Annotated in this window: 16 protein-coding genes, 1 tRNA gene and 1 pseudogene; 6 read left to right on the top strand and 12 right to left on the bottom strand. The window is 43.1% G+C overall.

The features are described 5' to 3' along the window. On the bottom strand, positions 1-196 hold a 196-nt coding region (locus tag R6U02_RS06320), incomplete at its 3' end, for an ABC transporter permease subunit (protein WP_410262776.1). 10 nt (positions 197-206) lie between these two features. Then, positions 207-359 (bottom strand): annotated as a pseudogene (locus R6U02_RS06315) (hypothetical protein); the annotation flags it as partial. A 458-nt stretch (positions 360-817) separates the two neighbouring features. On the opposite strand from R6U02_RS06315, the gene R6U02_RS06310 reads away from it, so the two are divergent. The 5 genes from R6U02_RS06310 (at position 818) to R6U02_RS06290 (ending at position 5,343) form a co-directional block, all read left to right on the top strand. Beyond that, positions 818-1,327 (top strand): SOUL family heme-binding protein, encoded by a 510-nt coding sequence (locus tag R6U02_RS06310; RefSeq protein ID WP_410262775.1) that lies wholly within the window; start codon positions 818-820, stop codon positions 1,325-1,327. 328 nt (positions 1,328-1,655) lie between these two features. Further along, positions 1,656-2,000 (top strand): hypothetical protein, encoded by a 345-nt coding sequence (locus tag R6U02_RS06305; protein WP_410262774.1) that lies wholly within the window; start codon positions 1,656-1,658, stop codon positions 1,998-2,000. A gap of 624 nt (positions 2,001-2,624) precedes the next feature. Beyond that, a complete protein-coding gene (locus R6U02_RS06300) occupies positions 2,625-3,617 on the top strand; it encodes an ABC transporter substrate-binding protein (protein ID WP_410262773.1) in 993 nt (330 codons plus the stop codon). 14 nt (positions 3,618-3,631) lie between these two features. After that, positions 3,632-4,555: an ABC transporter permease gene (locus tag R6U02_RS06295; protein WP_410262772.1), complete on the top strand. Its 924-nt coding sequence runs from the start codon at positions 3,632-3,634 to the stop codon at positions 4,553-4,555. Then, positions 4,540-5,343: an ABC transporter ATP-binding protein gene (locus R6U02_RS06290; protein WP_410262771.1), complete on the top strand. Its 804-nt coding sequence runs from the start codon at positions 4,540-4,542 to the stop codon at positions 5,341-5,343. Before R6U02_RS06295 ends, R6U02_RS06290 begins: the two co-directional genes overlap by 16 nt. 607 nt (positions 5,344-5,950) lie before the next feature. On the opposite strand, the gene R6U02_RS06285 is transcribed toward R6U02_RS06290, so the two are convergent. The 10 genes from R6U02_RS06285 to R6U02_RS06240 form a co-directional block, all read right to left on the bottom strand. Next, positions 5,951-7,435 carry a carbon starvation protein A gene (locus R6U02_RS06285; RefSeq protein ID WP_410262770.1) on the bottom strand — a complete coding sequence of 495 codons (1,485 nt, stop codon included), beginning with the start codon at positions 7,433-7,435 and terminating at the stop codon, positions 5,951-5,953. A 132-nt stretch (positions 7,436-7,567) separates the two neighbouring features. Further along, positions 7,568-8,302, bottom strand: a complete 735-nt coding sequence (locus R6U02_RS06280) for a LytR/AlgR family response regulator transcription factor (RefSeq protein WP_410262769.1) — start codon at positions 8,300-8,302, stop codon at positions 7,568-7,570. 3 nt (positions 8,303-8,305) lie between these two features. Further along, complete coding sequence (locus tag R6U02_RS06275) at positions 8,306-10,048, bottom strand: LytS/YhcK type 5TM receptor domain-containing protein (RefSeq protein ID WP_410262768.1); 1,743 nt, start codon at positions 10,046-10,048, stop codon at positions 8,306-8,308. 232 nt (positions 10,049-10,280) lie between these two features. Further along, positions 10,281-11,264: an aldo/keto reductase gene (locus tag R6U02_RS06270; protein ID WP_410262767.1), complete on the bottom strand. Its 984-nt coding sequence runs from the start codon at positions 11,262-11,264 to the stop codon at positions 10,281-10,283. Positions 11,265-11,580: 316 nt separating this feature from the next. Further along, a complete protein-coding gene (locus R6U02_RS06265; protein ID WP_410262766.1) occupies positions 11,581-12,543 on the bottom strand; it encodes an ABC transporter ATP-binding protein in 963 nt (320 codons plus the stop codon). After that, positions 12,530-13,609 carry an ABC transporter ATP-binding protein gene (locus tag R6U02_RS06260; protein WP_410262765.1) on the bottom strand — a complete coding sequence of 360 codons (1,080 nt, stop codon included), beginning with the start codon at positions 13,607-13,609 and terminating at the stop codon, positions 12,530-12,532. The genes R6U02_RS06265 and R6U02_RS06260 overlap by 14 nt, the downstream gene beginning before the upstream one ends. Before the next feature lie 6 nt (positions 13,610-13,615). Further along, positions 13,616-14,662: an ABC transporter permease gene (locus tag R6U02_RS06255; protein ID WP_410262764.1), complete on the bottom strand. Its 1,047-nt coding sequence runs from the start codon at positions 14,660-14,662 to the stop codon at positions 13,616-13,618. Next, positions 14,655-15,596 (bottom strand): ABC transporter permease, encoded by a 942-nt coding sequence (locus R6U02_RS06250; protein WP_410262763.1) that lies wholly within the window; start codon positions 15,594-15,596, stop codon positions 14,655-14,657. Before R6U02_RS06250 ends, R6U02_RS06255 begins: the two co-directional genes overlap by 8 nt. A 112-nt stretch (positions 15,597-15,708) precedes the next feature. Next, the gene (locus tag R6U02_RS06245; RefSeq protein ID WP_410262762.1) at positions 15,709-17,367 is read right to left on the bottom strand and encodes a peptide ABC transporter substrate-binding protein; all 1,659 of its coding nucleotides are present in this window, start codon (positions 17,365-17,367) and stop codon (positions 15,709-15,711) included. 360 nt (positions 17,368-17,727) lie between these two features. Next, a tRNA-Val gene (locus tag R6U02_RS06240) sits at positions 17,728-17,800 on the bottom strand. Positions 17,801-17,937: 137 nt separating this feature from the next. On the opposite strand from R6U02_RS06240, the gene R6U02_RS06235 reads away from it, so the two are divergent. Next, positions 17,938-19,242, top strand: coding sequence for a hydroxymethylglutaryl-CoA reductase, degradative (locus R6U02_RS06235; RefSeq protein ID WP_410262761.1), 1,305 nt, complete (start codon positions 17,938-17,940; stop codon positions 19,240-19,242). Positions 19,243-19,669 lie beyond the last annotated feature (427 nt).

Raw genomic sequence — 19,669 nt, 5'->3', positions numbered from 1 at the left:
CAAGGAAGGCGTAGGAGAGATCCACGATCAGGTTGACGACCACGATCACGATCGTGATGAGCAGTGTGCCGCTCTGGACGATCGGGTAGTCGCGGCCCAGGATCGCATCGTACACCCACTTCCCCACCCCTGGCCAGGAGAAGACCAAAAGGTTCTTTAAAGGTCTTTTTCTCCAGCACACTTTCCGACCGTGCATTAATCAGCGGGCGTTTGGCAAAGCTCGGCTCGAATCCCCACTTCACAGGATGCAGGCGCTGATTGGGCAACAGCACGATATTTTCAGTTGTCGGAAAAATCTCTTCGCTTTCTTTAAATGAATAGTCGTCATCTTCCAGCTTATAGCGTTCCTTCAGTTCCATGAATGACGCCGTTAATCCGTATCTTCCGCACATCTCGCTCACTCCTTCCAGTCCCCTTTATGGTATCAAAACGAACCAGAAACTGCGACTCATACAAACTCATTCAACTGTCACAATAGTATCTTTTCATCTATTTAGTTTGTCAAATTAAGCTAGACAGTTTCCAGCTCTCTAAGGAGACCTCTCATGGTTCAGACATTGACTGTGACTTCGAAGAAAAAGAAGCACATGCTCTTGAGACCCTTGGAATAATCGGAAAACTTACACTGGGCCAGCTCGATGACCCCTCATTTGATAAAGATGCCATGCTGCGTTACGTTAACCATGATGTAATTTTAAACAACAAAGTATTGAGAGCTATGAGTTACTCATTATTAAATATGATTGTTAAGGATTTGAGATCAAAAATGATACAATAGTAGTGAAATCATTAAACTTATACTGAATGGAGTGATACTATGAGTAAATATGAGACACCCGATTATGATGTACTGATGAAAGAAGAGGATTGTGAGATAAGAAAGTATGTCGATTTTTATATTGTCGAGTATGAAAATTTAAATAATCAAGAAAGTAACAGTGCATTTGGCACTTTATTCAAGTATATATCTAGTGACAATAAAGCGAATGAAAAAATATCGATGACAGTACCGGTTATTCAAGAAGTAACTAAAGAAAAAAAGAAAATGGCATTTGTTGTTCCAGAAAAGTATCGTGAACAAATACCAGAGCCAAATAATCCGAATCTAAAGGTGAAAAAGTTCGACGAAGGCTTATTTGGAGCAATACAATACTCAGGTTTTTCCAATAAGTCAAAAGAATTAAAAATGAAGAATAAACTGGAAGAGTGGATACAGGAAAAAGGCTATCAAGAGCAATCAAATTATATGTTGGCTTCTTACAATGCACCCCTTACCCCACCTATGTTCAGACGAAATGAAATTTGGGTCAGAATTATTGAAGCGTGAGTAAAAAAGCATGGCCGGGTGTATTATAGACGGTCAACACGTGAAGCAGGTGGATGGCTCTTTCGTCATGCCTCTATTGTCACGAATCTTTCTGACACCCTATCGCCTGAAATGCTTTTCTCTTTGTATGCCAAACATGGCACAATAGATTTAAGTGAAATATGACTGAACTTTTTCAGCTTTACTAATGTCCTAGGAGAAGTATGCCCTAAAACGACTAAACAGCGAACTAATATTGGGTGTTTAGTTGAAAATGAATACAGAATTGAGAGCTATGAACTATTCAGGATTGATATATTTATTGAATTTTTTTTAAAGGAGGAAACATATGGATGCAACTGCTCGATTTGGTGTCGAACAAAAGAATGGACGGACGTCATTCTTCGACGGAGGGTTATTCGAACTCATTTTCTGGTCACTATTAGGTGGCATCGTCACGGTATTGTCCTTAGGCCTATTATATCCGTGGGTATTGTGCCGGCTTTTTGCCTGGAAAATCAATCATACTGTTATCGATGGAAAACGCTTAAACTTTTCCGGATCAGCTGTCGGTCTATTCGGGAACTGGATAAAATGGTGGGCACTGACGATTATTACCCTCGGTATCTACGGTTTTTGGGTCAGCATCAAACTCGAAGACTGGAAAACAAAGAACACTCACTTTGTTAATTAATACATAAACTATTTAAAGACCCTTTAAGGCAGTTCTTAACCTTAAAGGGTCTTTGGCTATTACATTGCTGAATAATGTTCTAGTTATTAATAATTTTATTTACTAAAATGATACCCTCCTGACTTATCCAAATGTGACATTCTTATAATACTGATTTTACCCTAGTCATCTTTTACAGAATACCCGATAATGGTGAAGTAAAAACTTGAATGAAAAATAAAGATTAAAATATTTTAATTTTTATCTTGACTTATTCTCATTTATTTCGTATTCTAGGAACATCAACTTTTACAGGAGTGACAATCATGTTAATAACGAAAATTCAAACCACACAACTAAATAACTATTACTTTAGCTACTTTAGATATGGTTTGTAGACATGACTGACATCATGGATACAAACATCAGTATAAAACTGATTTTGTATCTGTGATGGCTAAAGAAATTTGAGTTGATCAAATTTGGCCACATAGATGAAATAATCTAAGTGGTCAACATACCCGTAACTTTTGAGGGCACCTATTTAGATTATTTCATCTAGATAGGTGTTTTTTATATTTTATGAATAACTGGGTCGACGTAAAGTTGGCTCGAAAAAACAGAAGAAAACAGGGGGAGAAAAAGATGAAAAAATTAATGACAAAGAAAGCAATGGGTCTATTAGCTACAGGAATGGTTGGACTGACTTTAGCAGCATGTGGTGCTGAAGATACCGGAGAAAGTGCGGCAAGTGGACAGGAAACAGTAAATGTGGGTATCTTGCAATTCATGGAACACAATTCCTTAACCGCCGCCAAAGACGGCTTCATCAGTGAAATGGAAGATGCCGGTTACGTTGACGGAGAATCGATCAACTTTGACGTCATGAACGCACAAGGCGATCAATCTAATTTGCAGAGTATGAGTGAACAATTATCCGGAAACAATGACCTGATGCTTGCGATAGCCACACCAGCTGCTCAGGCCTTAGCCACAGCCGAACAGGACAAGCCGATTCTATTCACGGCCGTCACCGATCCCGTCGATGCCGGATTAGTCGAAAGCAGCGAAACACCAGGAACCAATTTGACCGGTACGAGTGACATGGTGCCCATCGAAGAACAGATCAAGTTACTCTTATCTATCGTACCGGATGCTCAAACGGTCGGAATCATCTATAACTCGAGTGAACCGAATTCAGAAATCCAGGCCAATTTAGCCATTGAACAATTGGAAGCTGCCGGTGTCGCCGTTCAAGTCTCGACGGTCACAACAACCAATGATGTGCAGCAAGTTCTGACCAGCCTGGCATCGGATGTTGACGCTCTTTACATCCCGACAGACAACACCCTGGCAAGTACGGCTGCTACCGTCGGGGAAATCGCAATAGAATACCAACTACCAATAGTGGCAGGATCAACGGATCAGGTCGAAGCGGGCGGATTGGCCACTTACGGCATCAACTACGAAACACTGGGTCGTCAAACGGCTCAAATGGCCTTGGAAATCCTAGAAAACGATGCCTCACCAGAAACTTTAGCTGTGGAAATGTCTAACGAGTTGGAACTCTTCGTTAATGAAGACATGGCTGAAGCTCTAGGTATCGATCCAGACAGCATCTCACTCTCAGAAGAGTAAAGGAGGAATCATTCATGGCTTTATTATTATCAAGCATTTCTCAAGGCTTACTCTGGTCGATCATGGCCATTGGCGTCTACATTACTTTTCGCATTCTTAATGTGGCTGACTTAACCACAGAAGGCAGTTTCCCCTTAGGCGCGGCAGTCAGCACCAGTTTAATTGTAAACGGCATGGCTCCCTGGCTGTCCGTTCTGATCGCCCTTCTCGGCGGCATGGCAGCCGGATTCATCTCAGGATTCTTGTATACGAAATGGAAAATCCCGGCCTTGCTCTCAGGAATCATTACCATGACAGGCCTTTATTCCATTAATTTACGCATCATGGGACAAGCCAACATTTCACTGCTTGGAGAAGGGACACTTATTCGAACAGTTGAAACTTTCGGCTTAAGCAAAACCAATGCGGTATTACTGGTCGGTTCAATCGCCGTTGGGATAGTCATATTTCTACTCCATCTGTTTTTCCATACTGAAGTGGGACTGGCCATCCGTTCAACCGGCGACAATAATGAAATGAGCGAAGCCAACGGTATCCGGACTAACGTCATGAAAGTCATCGGCTATATGTTGAGCAACGGAATGATCGCCGCATCCGGTGCCTTGCTCGCTCAAAACAACGGATACGCTGATATCAGCATGGGTATCGGCACGATCGTTATCGGCCTGGCTTCCATCATTATCGGTGAAGTGTTCTTCCGTAACCTATCCATTGCCAAACGTCTATTGACGGTCGTCTTGGGTTCAGTCATATACCGCTTACTCATATTGATCGTTTTAGAAATGAACGTCGATCCGCAAGACTTGAAACTATTCTCGGCTATTCTATTAGCCTTGGCCTTACGTCTTCCAGCAATTCAGGAACGTTTGCCTAAACGAAACAAGAAAGCTAAAGCAACCACTGAAAAAGGAGGAGTCTTATCATGGCTACAGCGTTAGAACTGAAAAATATTCATAAGAGTTTTGAAGTGGGTTCAGTCAATGAAAACCATGTCCTGAAAGGCATCGATTTCACAGTGAACGAAGGCGATTTCATCACAGTTATTGGTGGAAATGGCGCAGGTAAGTCTACCTTCTTAAACAGTATCGCCGGAAGCTTTCCAGTTGATGAAGGAGAAATTTTGATCGACGGACAAGACATCACGAAAGAATCGGCTTATAAACGCGCGTCACACATCAGTCGTGTGTTTCAGGATGCTAGAATGGGTACCGCTTCTCGCTTGAGCATTGAAGAGAACTTAGCCATTGCCTGGAAACGAGGGAAAAAACGTGGACTCGGTAGAGGCATTCGCAATAAACAACGGGGTTTATATAAAGAAGAACTGAAGAAACTGGGACTCGGACTTGAAGATCGTTTGAAAATGGACGTGGGACTGCTGTCTGGCGGCCAGCGTCAAGCCCTCACCCTACTGATGGCCTCGCTAGTTACACCAAAGCTGCTGCTCTTGGATGAGCATACGGCCGCTCTGGATCCAAAAACCAGTCAGATGGTCTTGGATTTAACAGATCAGATCATCAATGAAAAGAAACTTACCGCGTTGATGATCACGCACAACATGGAACAGGCCATCACTTACGGTAATCGCCTTATCATGATGAATAACGGACACATCGTCGTGGATGTCTCCGGTGAAGAAAAAGAGCACCTCACCGTCCCCGATCTGCTTGACTTGTTTAAACAAAACAGCGGCAGTGCCGTCTCGGAAGATGCTCTGCTGCTTTCGTAATGAAAACACCAAGTCAGTCGACTTGGTGTTTTTTCATTTTTTCAAATCAAACCTCTACTTTTAGTAAAGAATTTAACGTTTAAGTCATATTTTTTATCACAGCGTTCCCTTCACCGCTCTTTCCAGCTCGCGAAGGGCACGCATTCCGCTGTTCCGTGCCCTTCACCCCTCTTTGCAGCTCGTGAAGGGCACGCATTCCGCTATTCCATGCCCTTCGCACCTCTTTCCAGCTCGTGAAGGGCATGCATCCCGCTGTTCCGTTCCCTTCACCCCTCTTTCCAGCTCGCGAAGGGCACGCATCCCGCTATTCCGTGCCCTTCGCACCTCTTTCCAGCTCGCAAAGGGCACGCATTCCGCTATTCCGTTCCCTTCGCCCCTCTTTCCAGCTCGCGAATGGCACGCATTCCGCTATTCCGTGCCCTTCGCACCTCTCTCCAGCCCACGAAGGGCACGCATTCCGCTATTCTGCTCTCTTTTGATACATACCAGCGTATTTACGGACAATCACTATTAGAAACAAACAGAAAACCATGATTTTTATACAAAAAAACAGCCTTACCATCAAGTCTGATCGACTATGATGGTAAGGCTGTTTATATATATTTAATTAATTTGCCCCCGCAGGAATCGGCGCAGGATAAATTAAGTGATCGTTCAGTAAACGGGAATCGGGCAAGAGATCCTCTTTTTGTTTTTTTCCGGAATTCCAGAACAATACAAGTAGCCCGACTGATACAATAGAGGAAATTATATGTGTCACTAATCCTACCCCAAGACCTAGACCGATTGGCTGACTGACAATATACACAACGACAGCGTACAGCATGAAAATCGCTGGAACGAATGTGACAAAATAATTTTTCTCTTTAAGATACAGGTAACGCGTTGATACGAGTAGCGAAATAACCGCTGTAACCTGGTTTGCCCAGTTAAAGTAACGCCAGAGCAGATTGAAATCTACTTGCGTCAATACGAAGGAAATCGCATAAAGTGGTAAGGTGACCATTAGAATTTTTTTCACCGTATCTTGTTTAATATTTAGATACTCTGCCAGGATCGTACGTAAACTTCTAAACGCTGACAAGCCTGAAGATAAAGGTAAAACGATAACACCGATGATAGCAATCGTTCCCATCACATTACCTAACAGTAAGACACTAACCTGATTCACAACAGCTGATGGTGTTCCTGCCGCAATCATCTGGCTCAATGTCTGACCGTCAAACAGTGCCATGGATGCCGCTGCCCAGATCATCGCAATGACTCCTTCAGCAATCATCATACCGTAGAAAGTGAAACGTCCTTCTCTTTCGTTCGTACTCGTGCGTGAAACCATGGGTGCCTGTGTTGCATGGAACCCTGAAATCGCACCACATGAGATGGTGAAGAAAATAATTGGGAAAATAGGTGTCCCGTCCGGATGTATGTTGGTAAATGAACTAGCATTTAAGTTTGGTAACGTATGTCCGCCCGTCATCAAACTTATACCGATAGCCACCGTGCTGATGATCAAAATGGCACCGAAGATAGGGTAGATTTTACCTAAAGCTTTATCTATAGGTAACACAGTTGAAATGATGAAGTAAATGAATATCAATACCGTAATCATCCCTACCGTCATCCAACTCGGTGTAAAGTATAAAATCAGATTAGCCGGTGAGGTTACAAACACTGTTCCGACCAGCAACAATAATAACATTGCGAAGATATTTACCACATGTTTCAAGGGTTTCCCTAGATATTTGCTCGCCAGTTCAGGTAAATGAGCCCCACCATTTCTCAGAGAAATCATTCCGATCATATAGTCATGAACGGCCCCGGCAAAGATGGCACCGATGATGATCCATAGATAAGCGATCGGACCATACAAGGCTCCCATGATGGGTCCGAATATCGGTCCTGTGCCTGCGATATTCAATAGTTGAATGATCGCATTCTTCCACTTGGGCATCGGCACGAAGTCATACCCATCTCGAAGTGTTTCTGCCGGCGTCGGCCGGTCAGGTTCGATTGAAAAATTCTTTTCTATATATCGACCATAAGTGAAATAGCCGAGAATCAACAGTAAGATACCACCAATTAATGTCATCATTCTAATTTTCCTCCATTTTTTGTAAGCGTTGTATTTACTTACAGTGTAAAGAAAAATATAGAAAAAAAGTGCATTTCAGGATGAAATGCACTTTTATAGTGATGACTTGCATAAACGAACGGATGAAAAACCCTATAAACCAAATCGTTCACGAAAGTTATTGATATATGACCGACTTACTGGAACGGTTAAAGCGTTATTAAGCGTGAGCTGATAGGTGTGATTGAACCATGGTTCTACCTCCGTTATAGCCTTTAAGTTGACGACGTATGATCGGTGGATCCGCATAAAGGAATAAGGTTCCAGCTTTTCCTGCCACGACTGGAGCGTCTCACGTGTTTCCAGTTTATTATCCTTAGTATAAACAGCCGTTTTACCTTGTATTGCTTCTATCAATAGCAGATCTTGTCTCGAGAACATGTAAATGCGGTCCTCCGTCTGTACCGGTATTTTTTCTATCGAAGCATGTTCCAACACTTTTTCTTTCGCAGGAGACTCTGACATCTCCTCGATAGAATCAAACGCACGATTTAGCGCTTGGAGGACACGTTTTTCTTCAAAAGGCTTTAAAATGTAATCCCTGGCGTTCTTTTCAAATGCTTCAACAGCATAATGATCATAAGCAGTCGCAAAAATAACTATGGGCGGATTTTCCATTTTCTTGATCTGTTCGGCCAGCGTCATTCCGCTTTCGTCGGTCAAATGAATGTCTATAAAAACAATCCCCACCTGATTCGAGAGTAGCGCTTTGAATGCTTCTTCAATTGATTCAGCTTCAAAAACAGCCTTCACTTTTTCATGCTTCTTTATCAGATGACTCAATTCTGCTCGTGCAAGGTATTCATCTTCGACTATCAATACATTCATCGCTTAGTCTCTCCTTTTTGGTATATGACTGACGACGCTTGTCCCTTCATCACCCGTTTGAAAATCAAGCTCGGCAACCTTTCCAAACAAGCTTGTCAATCGTCTATTCAGGTTTTCAATAGCCGATCCCGTGCCTTCTGACGATTGAATTTCTTTTTTTCCTAAATCTTTCAGAATAGCTGGATCGACCCCAATGCCATTGTCTTTGACTTCGACACGTAAATAATCAACTTCTTCGGTTATGCTGATAACCACTTCATTATCTTCCTTCTTCCCAACAAACGCATGTTTGATAGCATTCTCAACGAGGATCTGAATCATAAAAGGAGGAATAGAATAATCGAGCAATCCTTCATCTATATTTTTTTTCACACGATAGCGATCAGGAAAGCGTGCTTGTTCCAAACTCAGGTAAGCATCCACTTGCTGAAGCTCTTTTCCTATCGTTATCAAATTCTGACGAACGCCTTGTAAATTCGACCGAAAAAAAGCGCTCAATTGATAAAGGAGCTCACGGGCTTTTTCACTGTCGATACGGATCAGTGCCGAAATCGTATTTAAGGCATTGAAGAAGAAATGCGGATTTACCTGAGCTTGCAGCGATTTGATTTCTGCATCCTGCATCAGTCGTTTTTGCATCTCTAATTCTCCAAATTCCAGCTGACTCGAAAAGATTTTCCCCAATCCTTCTGCCAGCTGCCTCTCTACATAGGTCAATTGATCTTTGTCAGTGAAATAAAATTTCAGTGTCCCCCGCACTTCATTTTGGACTGTCAGGGGGATAACGAGCGCCGCTTCCAGGGGGCACCCTTCAACATGACAGCCAATCTCTTCATGGGACCTTGCTTCTTTCAACATTCCAGTCGCAATGACTTCTTTTGATAGATCGGTCACAATCGAATGGGGCGGTTTGTGATGATCGCTCGCAGCTCCGACATGAGCCATGATGGTGTCTTTGTCCGTAATGCTGACTGCCGATACTTTCATCGTTTCGTGAATAATACGTGCTGCTTTAGAAGAAGAAGCTTCATTCAAACCTGAACGGAAATAAGGCAAGGTTGCTTCAGCCAGTTCCAGCACGGCATGCGTCTGTACCGCACGCGTTTCTTGTTCCAGCTTATCGAAAGAGCGAATGATCGATAAAAAGAGCGCCATGCCAATACTGTTTGTCATGATCATCGGCAGGGCAATGAGCTGGACCAGCTGGTAGGATTCCTGGATATTGGCACTTAAAATCAGAATAATTGTCATTTGAACCAGCTCTGTCAGCGTACCGATGATTATACCGTCCACAGGTCTTGGAAACAGTCTTTTTCCAATAAACCGATCTCCAACCAGTCCTGAAAATATGCCGATCAATGTTGAAGAAATCAAGTAGATGTGGGGGGCATTTCCCCCTTGCAGATAACGGATGATGCCTGATATCATACCCACTGCGATCCCCACGGGAGAACCACCGATCAACCCGGAAATACCGATCGTTAAAACACGCGTATTCGCCAGAGAAGAGTCGGCATCGAGGGTTGTAAATAATTGATTGATGATCTGCTGGTTTCCTCCGATTTCAACACCCGTAAAATTAGATATGAAAGCGAACAGACCGAATATCACTATGAGCTGTACTTTGCTGCTCCATCGTTCTCTCTTCATCAGCACCCTTTTGAAATAAGGGATATTTAAGAGCAGATAAGCTAAAACTATGATTAACCCTACCCGTTCAAGCATCAGTATGAATAAAGTAGCCATGTAATTCCCCTTCTTTCAAAATAAATAATACATTCATACTAACACAGTCGAAATTAAAAAAGTGAAGAAGAATTAAGTGGACGTCAATAATAAAAAATAAAGCTTATCACTATTGAGATAAATCAATAGTGATAAGCTTATTTATAAAGGGATCAACCGTGATCAAACCTGCGATCTCTGTCTGACCCGTCCGTATTACTTTCAGTAATGAAAAATATTTATTCAGCACACCTTACCATGCATAGGCTTCTGGAGCATGACCGCCCGGGCCAGGGAAAATCCTGTCCAGTTCCTGCATAACATCCTCTGTGAAGTCGATTTCAAGAGCCTTGAGTGCCTGCTCCAACTGGTCCATTGTTCTCGGACCGATGATTGGCGCTGTCACAGCCGGGTTGGCTAACAGCCAGGCCAAGGCAACGTTTGCTTCAGATTCGCCAAGTTCTTTACATAGCTTGGAATAGTCCTCTAACTGGTGACGTTCCTTGTCAGAAAGCTCTGCTGCTCGCTTTTCACTTCTTGAACCTGGTTCTGGATCAAGGATCTTACCGCTGAGCAGACCGCCGCCCAATGGACTCCAGGGAATGACCCCGATGCCCAACTCTTTGGCAGCTGGGAGAACTTCTAATTCTGGAAGTCTGCACAATAAGTTGTATTTGTGCTGTTCAGATACCAGTCCAAGAAAGTTCCGTTTCTCTGCTGCTGCTTGAGCCATGACAAGATGGAAACCGGCAAAGTTGCTCGATCCAATATAATAAGTCTTACCTTGATTCACTAACGATTCGAACACGCCCCATATTTCTTCCCAAGGTGCATGGCGTTCAATATGATGCATTTGATACAGCTCAACATGATCCGTCTGCAGACGTTTTAGGGAGCCTTCCAAATGTCGGCGGATTTTAAAGGCAGAAAGTCCGCGTTCCTGATTTGGTCCATCGGTTTCATCTTCCATACCACCATAAACTTTAGTCGCCAAAACGACTTTTTCTCGCCGGCCGCCTCCCTGGGCAAACCAGCGACCAATGATTTCTTCTGTTTGTCCCCTTTGACCCTTACCCCCGTAAACATTGGCTGTATCAAAGAAGTTGATACCCGCCTCCAAAGCTCTGTCCATGATGGCAAAGGCATCTTTTTCACTAGTATAAGGACCGAAATTCATTGTTCCTAAACATAGTTTACTGACTTTCAATCCTGTTCGTCCCAAATTAGTGTATTCCATACAATCTTTTCCTCCTCTTAATAGTTAACTGCCGTCAAAAGCTTGATCCACACCTTCTTTTTTAGTTCTTTAGTGATTTAATCGTAGCATTATTGGAATATTATCTCAACAATATTGTATCCGCTATCATTTTTGTGCTGAAAGGTGATAAGTCAAGGGATAGCATAGAAGTGAGCTGTCTTTTACCCGTGAACTAACTCAAAGGAGTGGGACATACCCCGCAAAAGATGAGCTTAGTCACATCTAAAATAGTTTAACAGACCAAAAACAGACAGCAGCATGACTGGCATGCTGCTGTCTGTTTTTTTCTGAAGTATCAGTGAATCCCGATGACTTCTTTCATCGTATTTCCACTCAACCATTTTTTTACTTCTTCATCGGTACCGAGGACTTCATGGGTCCCGCCGACATTTTGAAGTGACCCTTCTGAATAATCCAAGCCACTCGTCACATAATCATAACTTAATGCGGTGCGTTTCTGTTCAATAATTGGGTTGGGTTGCGGTATAGCGGACATCAGCGACTGAGTATAAGGGTGGACCGGTCTTGAAAAAATTTCTTCCGTCGTTCCCGTCTCGATCATGTGTCCCAGATGCACGACCCCGATACGATCAGATATATAACGAATCATAGACAGATCATGCGCCACAAAGAGGTAGGCTACATTCGTTTCTTCCTGGATTTCTTTCATCAAATTCACTATCTGCGCTTGGATAGACACATCCAGTGCACTGATGGCTTCGTCTGCAATGATCAAGTCGGGATTCATGATCAGCGCGCGTGCGATGCCAATGCGCTGACGCTGTCCGCCAGAAAACTGACTGGGAAAGCGTCCGGCAAATTCTTTGGACAATCCTACACGTTCAAGAATTTCCAGTACCCTTTCTTTGCGCTCCTTTTGATTGTTGTAAAGACCATGAATATCCAGTCCCTGGGCCACGCTGTCCATGACATTTTTACGCGGATTCAAACTGGCCATGGGATCCTGAAAGATCATCTGCATGTTCGTCCGAAGCAGCTTTTCCGTTTCTTTATCCATTTTCCCGGATATATTTTTATCTTTAAACATAATCTGTCCATCTGTAATATCATGGAGACGGATCACTGAGCGGCCAATTGTCGATTTACCACTTCCGGATTCTCCAACTAATCCGTATGTTTCTCCGGGATAAATTTTGAACGACACCCCGTCAACTGCTTTTACAGTAAACTTCCGATTGATTCTAAAATACTGTTTTAAATCCTTCACTTCTAAAAGTGGCTGATCAGCCTGTGACATAATTTCTAGCCTCCTCTTTCATACGGTCGATGCGTTTTTCCAATTCGACAGGTAACGCGTATTCGGGCCCGTGCTCACTCAGTAGCCACGTTGCGGCCGCATGGGTCTCTGAAACAGCTATCAGGGTCGGCTCTTCCTTTTTATCAATATGAAGCGCATATCTGTTTCTCGGATAAAAGGGATCGCCCTTGATTTCGTGAGCCATATTCGGTGGATTCCCGGGTATGGAAACTAACTTATCCGGGTTCGCATCCAAGTCCGGCATCGCGAGTAACAGTCCCCATGTATAAGGATGTTTCGGCTCGTAAAAAATATCTTCCACTGTTCCTTTTTCAACTATTTTTCCCGCGTACATGACATTGACATACTCTGCCACTTTTGCCACGACGCCTAAATCATGGGTAATATAGATGACGGAGATCCCTGTTTTCTTCTGAATGTCCTGGATGAGTTCTAAAATTTTCGCTTGAATCGTCACATCCAAGGCCGTTGTCGGTTCATCACAGATCAGCACGTCCGGGTCGCAGGCTAAAGCAATCGCAATGACAATTCTCTGACGCATTCCCCCGGACAACTGGTGCGGGTAATTTTTCATACGACTTTTTGGATCAGTAATGCCCACAAGTTCTAAAAGTTCAACCGCTTTTTTCTGGGCTTCTTTTTTCTTCGTTTTATAATGCGTGCGCATCCCCTCTATGATCTGATTCCCGATACTCATGGTAGGATCCAGTGATGTCATGGGGTCTTGAAATATCATGGCAATATGTTTGCCATTGATCGTTTTACGCATCTGTTTTTTTGAAAAATCAAGGAGATTCTCAGTGACTACCTCCCCTTGATTCTCGAAAGTATAGCGGATCGTACCACTCTCAATTGTCCCGTTATTGCTGAGAATACCCATAATAGCTTTAGTTGTCACCGATTTACCGCTGCCTGATTCACCTACGATGGCGACTGTCTCGCCTTTGTGTAAATCAAGATCGACACCGCGTACAGCCCGGATTTGTCCGGCAGATGTATTAAACGTAATAACTAAATCTCGTACTTCTAATATTTTTTCTCTCATCCGTCGTTACACCTCTTTCATTGTAGGATCGAGGGCATCTCTGAGCCCATCTGCTAATAAGTTGAAGCTAAGCATCAGCAACGCTAAAACAACTACCGGTGGAATAATCATGTAAAAATGTGTCGTTAAGGATTTGAAATTCTCGGAAATCAACGACCCTAGAGAGGCCATCGGAACAGGAATACCAATTCCCACGAACGCCAGAAATGCTTCAGTAAAGATAGCATTCGGGATCGAAAACATGGACATGATCAGCAATTGTGAGAAGATATTAGGTAAAATCTCCTTATACATAAGCGTCATATCTTTTGCCCCCATGGTTTTTGCCGCGAGGACATATTCACTTTCTTTAAGTTTCAGCATGGAGGCCCGAGATACACGACTCATCCCGATCCAACCAGTAATAGCGATGGCTAAAGTAATGCTCATCAACCCGGGTTTCAACACGATGATCAGTAACGTTACGACCACCAGGTTTGGAATGCCGTTCAACACTTCGACGCTTCGCTGCATCACGTTGTCGACTTTCCCACCGTAATAGCCCGAAACCATGCCGTATGTCATACCGATCAGTACATCTACGATTACGGCCACTAAGGCAATGTAAAGTGAAATACGCGTCCCTTCCCAAGTCCTTGTGAAAAGGTCTCTGCCAAGTACATCGGTACCAAACCAGTGGTACGCATCTTCGCCACCTTCTATCGTCTCATACTTATTTACAAGCAAATCACCTGTAGATGTTTTCAGGGTTTCTGATCCGTCAAAAATGCCAAAATTTTCGAGTACAGGAATTCGCGGTGCCATACTTTCATGACCCACTATCTGCTCATCATAGTCGTAACCCGAGATCACAGGCCCCATAAGAGCCATGAAGACAATCACGGTGATCATAATAAAGCCGAAAACAGAACCTTTATTTTTAACTATTCGTTTAACTAACTCTTTCCAAAAGGAATCTTCTTCATAGACTTCATCAATAACATTCACGTTTTCCTGGCCAATAAATGCAAAGTCGTCCAAAGAGTGGATTGAACGGTATAGTGGTTTATCCATTTGAATCCTCCTTTGCTAATCGAATACGCGGATCTAAGACGCCATATAAAATATCTACACCCAGCATGACAAAAATATACAAGGCACTATATACAAACGCTAAGGCTAAAATAACATTGTAATCGTTAGACTGGATAGCCTGGACCATGAGCTGGCCGATGCCTGGAATCGAAAAGATCTTTTCGACAACCAGACTGCCTGTCATCAGGCTTACAACGAGTGGACCTAAGATAGTGATAATCGAGATAGACGCATTTCGTAAGGCATGCTTGAAAATCAGATGCCCCCCTGATACGCCTTTGCTTTCTACTAACTGCATGTAATCCGAATTGAGCACCTCAATCATTTCAGTACGTGTGAATCGGGCCACCGTTGCCATGACAGTCATGCTCAATGCAATGGCCGGTAAAGCGAATGCTGTTAAACCGTCATCTGCACTATATAACATTGGCAACCAGCTTAATTGAAAACCGAAAAAGTAGGATAAACCGAGTGCGAACACGTAAGATGGAATGGATACACCGATGACTGAAAAGAAGGTCGCCGCAGAATCGAGTAGACTATTGTGTTTTAATGCAGCCGCAACACCTAAAAAGAGGCCCGCAACAGATCCCAAGAGAATGGACAGTCCCCCCAAAAGTAAAGAGGTAGGTAAACGGCTCTGTAACAGTAGTGAGACGTCTGTATCTTTAGAGATCGTATACGATTTTCCGAAGTCTCCTGTCAACATGTTCTTTACATATCGGAAAAACTGGACGGGGACAGAATCGTTCAATCCATATTTAGTCATCAGCACTTGCTGCTGTTCAATGCTCAGTCGCTCATCATTAAAAGGAGAGCCAGGTAATAACTGCATCAAGGTGAACAGCACAAGCACAATAATTAGTAAAGTAACCACAGACATACCCACACGTTTTAAAATATATTTCTTCATGTTAACTTTCCTTTCATATCATCAAAGTAAAAAGGCATATCTGAGAAGAAGTAAAAGCTAGAGAGAACTCGTTAGCTTTACTTTTCCACATATGCCCTCTCCTTAACTGTGATTATTCTTTTACAGCAAATTTATACACACGTGGCAGTCCTACTGCATGGAAATCAATCCCTGATACATTGTCCTGGATCATTACCGCATTACCTTTCTGGTAAACCGGAAGGACACCTGCATCATCCATTAAAATAGATTCTGCTTCTTGCAATGCTTCCCAACGCGCTTCATCGTCTAATGATAGCTCGCCATCAATTGCAGAATAGACAATCTCATCATAGCCTTCGCTTGACCAAGATCCATCGTTATTGTTTCCATCAGTTACCCATAAATCCGCATAAGTCATCGGATCCGCATAGTCGGGTCCCCAGCGAGTCAGGCCTAAATCGTAATCTGCTTGCTTCATGCGTTCCAAGCGGGTTTTCTTAGGCATTTGTTCAATTTCGATCGTCACGCCCTCGAGGTTACTTTCGATTTGAGATTTCAGGACTTGAGCCACATTTATCGCACTCTCAGTGTCCTCAACAAGTAAACCGAATGTGAATGATTCCTGTCCTAATTCTGATTTAGCAGCTTCCAATGATTCCTTGGCGCCTTCAGGATCGTACTCTAAATAAGTGTCTGTTGTTTCTCGGAAGTCTTTGCCGTCAGGTCCTGTAGCTAACCCATCAGGAATGATATAATTAGCCGGTACAGACCCGTCTTTTAAGACCGTCTCCGTAATTTGCTGTTTATCAAAGGCTGTTGCCAATGCTTTTCTCAAGTTGGCATTTTCCAGTCCTTCAACCAGTGTATTGGGTGAAATGTACCAGAGATAACCGGCTTGAACGTTTACGAACTCAGGGTCAGCTTTGAATAGATCCACTTGTTCGCCAGCAAGAGTTACCAGATCCAAGTCTCCGTTCTGATAAGAAAGCATGGCTTGTTGTGAATCCTTGATTACCTTATACTCTACACCTTCCAGTGCAACGTTATCCGCATCATAGTAATCTTCATTTTTATCTAATTTGATTGTAGTTGCTGCGGGTTCGTAACTTGTGATCGTATACGCACCATTTGATAACAGCGTTTCAGGAGATATGCCGTATGAATCGCCCACTTCATTCATGAACTCTTCATTGAGCGGGAAAAATGGAATAAATGACATGAGGCTTTCAAAATAAGGAACCGGATTAGCAAGTTGAACTTCTAATGTATACTCATCCAATGCTTCTACTCCTAGTTCTTCCGGTGCTTTTTCACCAGCTAATACTTCGTTCGCATTCACAAGTCCAGCTATTCCCATAATGTAGCTATATTCACTACCCGTATCTGGATCAGCCAGTCTGCGCCATGCATAAACAAAATCGTGAGCAGTCACTGGTTCCCCATTGGACCATTGAGCGTCTTCTCTCAGTTTGAACGTGTAGCTTAATCCATCTTCACTTTTTTCAGCAGTATCTACCAGTGCAGCTACTGCTTGTCCATCGGAGTCCGTTTGATACAAGCCTTCTATTGTATTGGCGATGACCTCAAACGAGGTGCCATCTGTGGCAATCTGTGGATCCATGGAAGCCACTTCAACATCCAGCTGGACATTCAATACCTGTTCATCTGTCGATGTATCGGCTTCAACTGATTCATCTACTTCTTCAGCTGTTTCTGATCCACAAGCGTTTAATAACAGCAAAGAAGCTATTCCACTCAACCACATATGTTTCTTGCTCAATTTTTTCATGATTGTTCCTCCAATTCATATTATGTGAAGAACATTAGAGTTCTTTAATCTAATGTAATTGAATTATAATCTGAATTTTTCCAATAATCAAGGTTTTTTTGAATAATTCACCAATTTTAACGTCTTATGTTCGTTTTTACTTTGATATAACGCTTACATAACAGGCTTTGACTCTTATTTAGTTTTTAAACATTCGTCTATTACCGATTTAACTACCCTTTTTAATTCTAACCATTTTTTAATCATCAGTCTTTTTGACGGTTTCTTGCTGACATCTTCTCAAAATCGGGCCAAAAAAAGAGTAAAAAAAGAAGCTTGCCACTATTGAATTTGATCAACAGTGACAAGCTTATTATAGTATGGTCCCTACTGGGCTCGAACCAGCGACCCCTACCTTGTCGAGGTAGTGCTCTCCCAACTGAGCTAAGGAACCTTAATGGGCTGTACCTTTATGATTATACAAGAATAAAAACCTTTTGTAAACCTTTTTTAAAACAGATAGACTCTCTCTTTTCTTTTTTCCCTAATTCGTTCATAATGGAAGGGAGAGAATGAGGAAGGACCGATACGATGGATACCACACATTTAACTAAATTTTATAAAAAAAATCACACTGACAAAATCGAAGCTTTATATTTAGCCGGTGTGATTTCCAAAAAAGAAAAAGAAACCCTCTTGAATCGTACCTTGGAGCTCGATCCCGAGACAGGCAATCATTTGATTGAAAACTACATTGGTAATTATTCAATGCCTCTGGGTGTTGCGATGAATTACGTGATCGATGATGAAGAACTGGTCGTGCCCATGGCCATAGAAGAACCGTCTGTTATCGCCGCATCAAGTTTTGCGGCTAAACTAATCGGTTCAGCTGGCGGATTTAAGACTGAAGTCACCCAGAGACGGATGATCGGTCAAGTCACTTTAAAAAATATATCTGATTTTGAAGAGGCTTCTAAAAAAATAGAGACCGCAAAACAGGACATTCTCAGCCGAGCGAATGAAGCTTATCCTTCCATTGTCAAACGTGGAGGCGGGGCTAAAGACTTGGACGTTCGCTTACTAGAAGATGATACAGACACTGGTATCCCAACATTTCTATCTGTGCATATCCATGTGGACACACAGGAAGCGATGGGTGCAAACATCGTGAACACCATGATGGAAGGTATTTCACCGTATATTGAAGACTTGACGGGCGGGACTGCCTTGCTGCGTATTTTAACCAACTACGCCACAGAGTGTTTGGCTACAGCGACATGCGTTATTCCAACGGATAGACTGAAAACGGCAGAATTTTCCGGCGAAGAGGTCAGAGACCGCATCATCGAGGCCACTCAGGTAGCGACGATCGATCCTTACCGGGCAGTGACTCATAATAAAGGCATCATGAATGGCGTGGATGCCGTTGTTTTAGCTTCCGGTAATGACTGGCGAGCCATCGAAGCCGGTGTCCATGCGTACGCCAGCCGCTCGGGGCAGTACCGTTCACTGACTGTTTGGCAGAAAAACGATACGGGTGATCTCGTCGGCAAACTCACCCTCCCACTTCCAGTAGGAACGGTCGGTGGCGCTATTTCCATTCATCCGGGGGCTCAATTAACGCATTCTATTTTGAATCATCCGAAAGCGCACAAACTCGAGCGGATCATCGTCTCAGTCGGCCTCGCTCAAAACTTTGCCGCTGTCCGAGCTTTAGTCACTGAAGGCATTCAAAGAGGACATATGGGACTGCATGCCCGCTCCTTAGCCATTAGTGCCGGAGCCAAAGGTGATCACGTCCAGCAGGTAGCCGATATACTCAAGCATTCCAAACATAAGAATCTGCAGCGCGCCAAAAATATTCTGTTGAATATATTGGAAGAATTTGATAAATAAGATGACTTAAAGAGGAGGACCCTTTACACAAGGGCCCTCCTCTTTAAGTTCGTTATACTCCACTATTAAAGCCTACTGGTTCGCCGGGGATTACTCAGTTGGCACAAGTGAATTATCTAGTAACTACTGAAAATTATACCACTTGACGGGTTGGCACTATATCAGTTTATAGGACCTTGCCAGATGATCATTTGTGTTGGGCTGTCACATAAACCAGCTTTCACCTATCACTCAAATGCCATTTGTTTTTGAGCAGGGACTACAAGGGCACTGTAGTCCCTGCTCAAAGCAAACGAGTTGTTCACCGGTTACTAATGAGCGGCTTTAATGGCCACTCAGGAGCTAATCCATTATGAGCCGTCACTGATCGCCATCATAAGTCACCACCCCACCGCGACATGCAGTGAGTAGTCACCAAAAAAAACCC

Source organism: Alkalibacterium sp. (genome assembly GCF_046484155.1).
GTDB lineage: Bacteria > Bacillota > Bacilli > Lactobacillales > Carnobacteriaceae_A > Alkalibacterium.
Note: the sequence above shows the minus strand (reverse complement) of the source record. Positions and strands in the feature narration are given on the sequence as shown.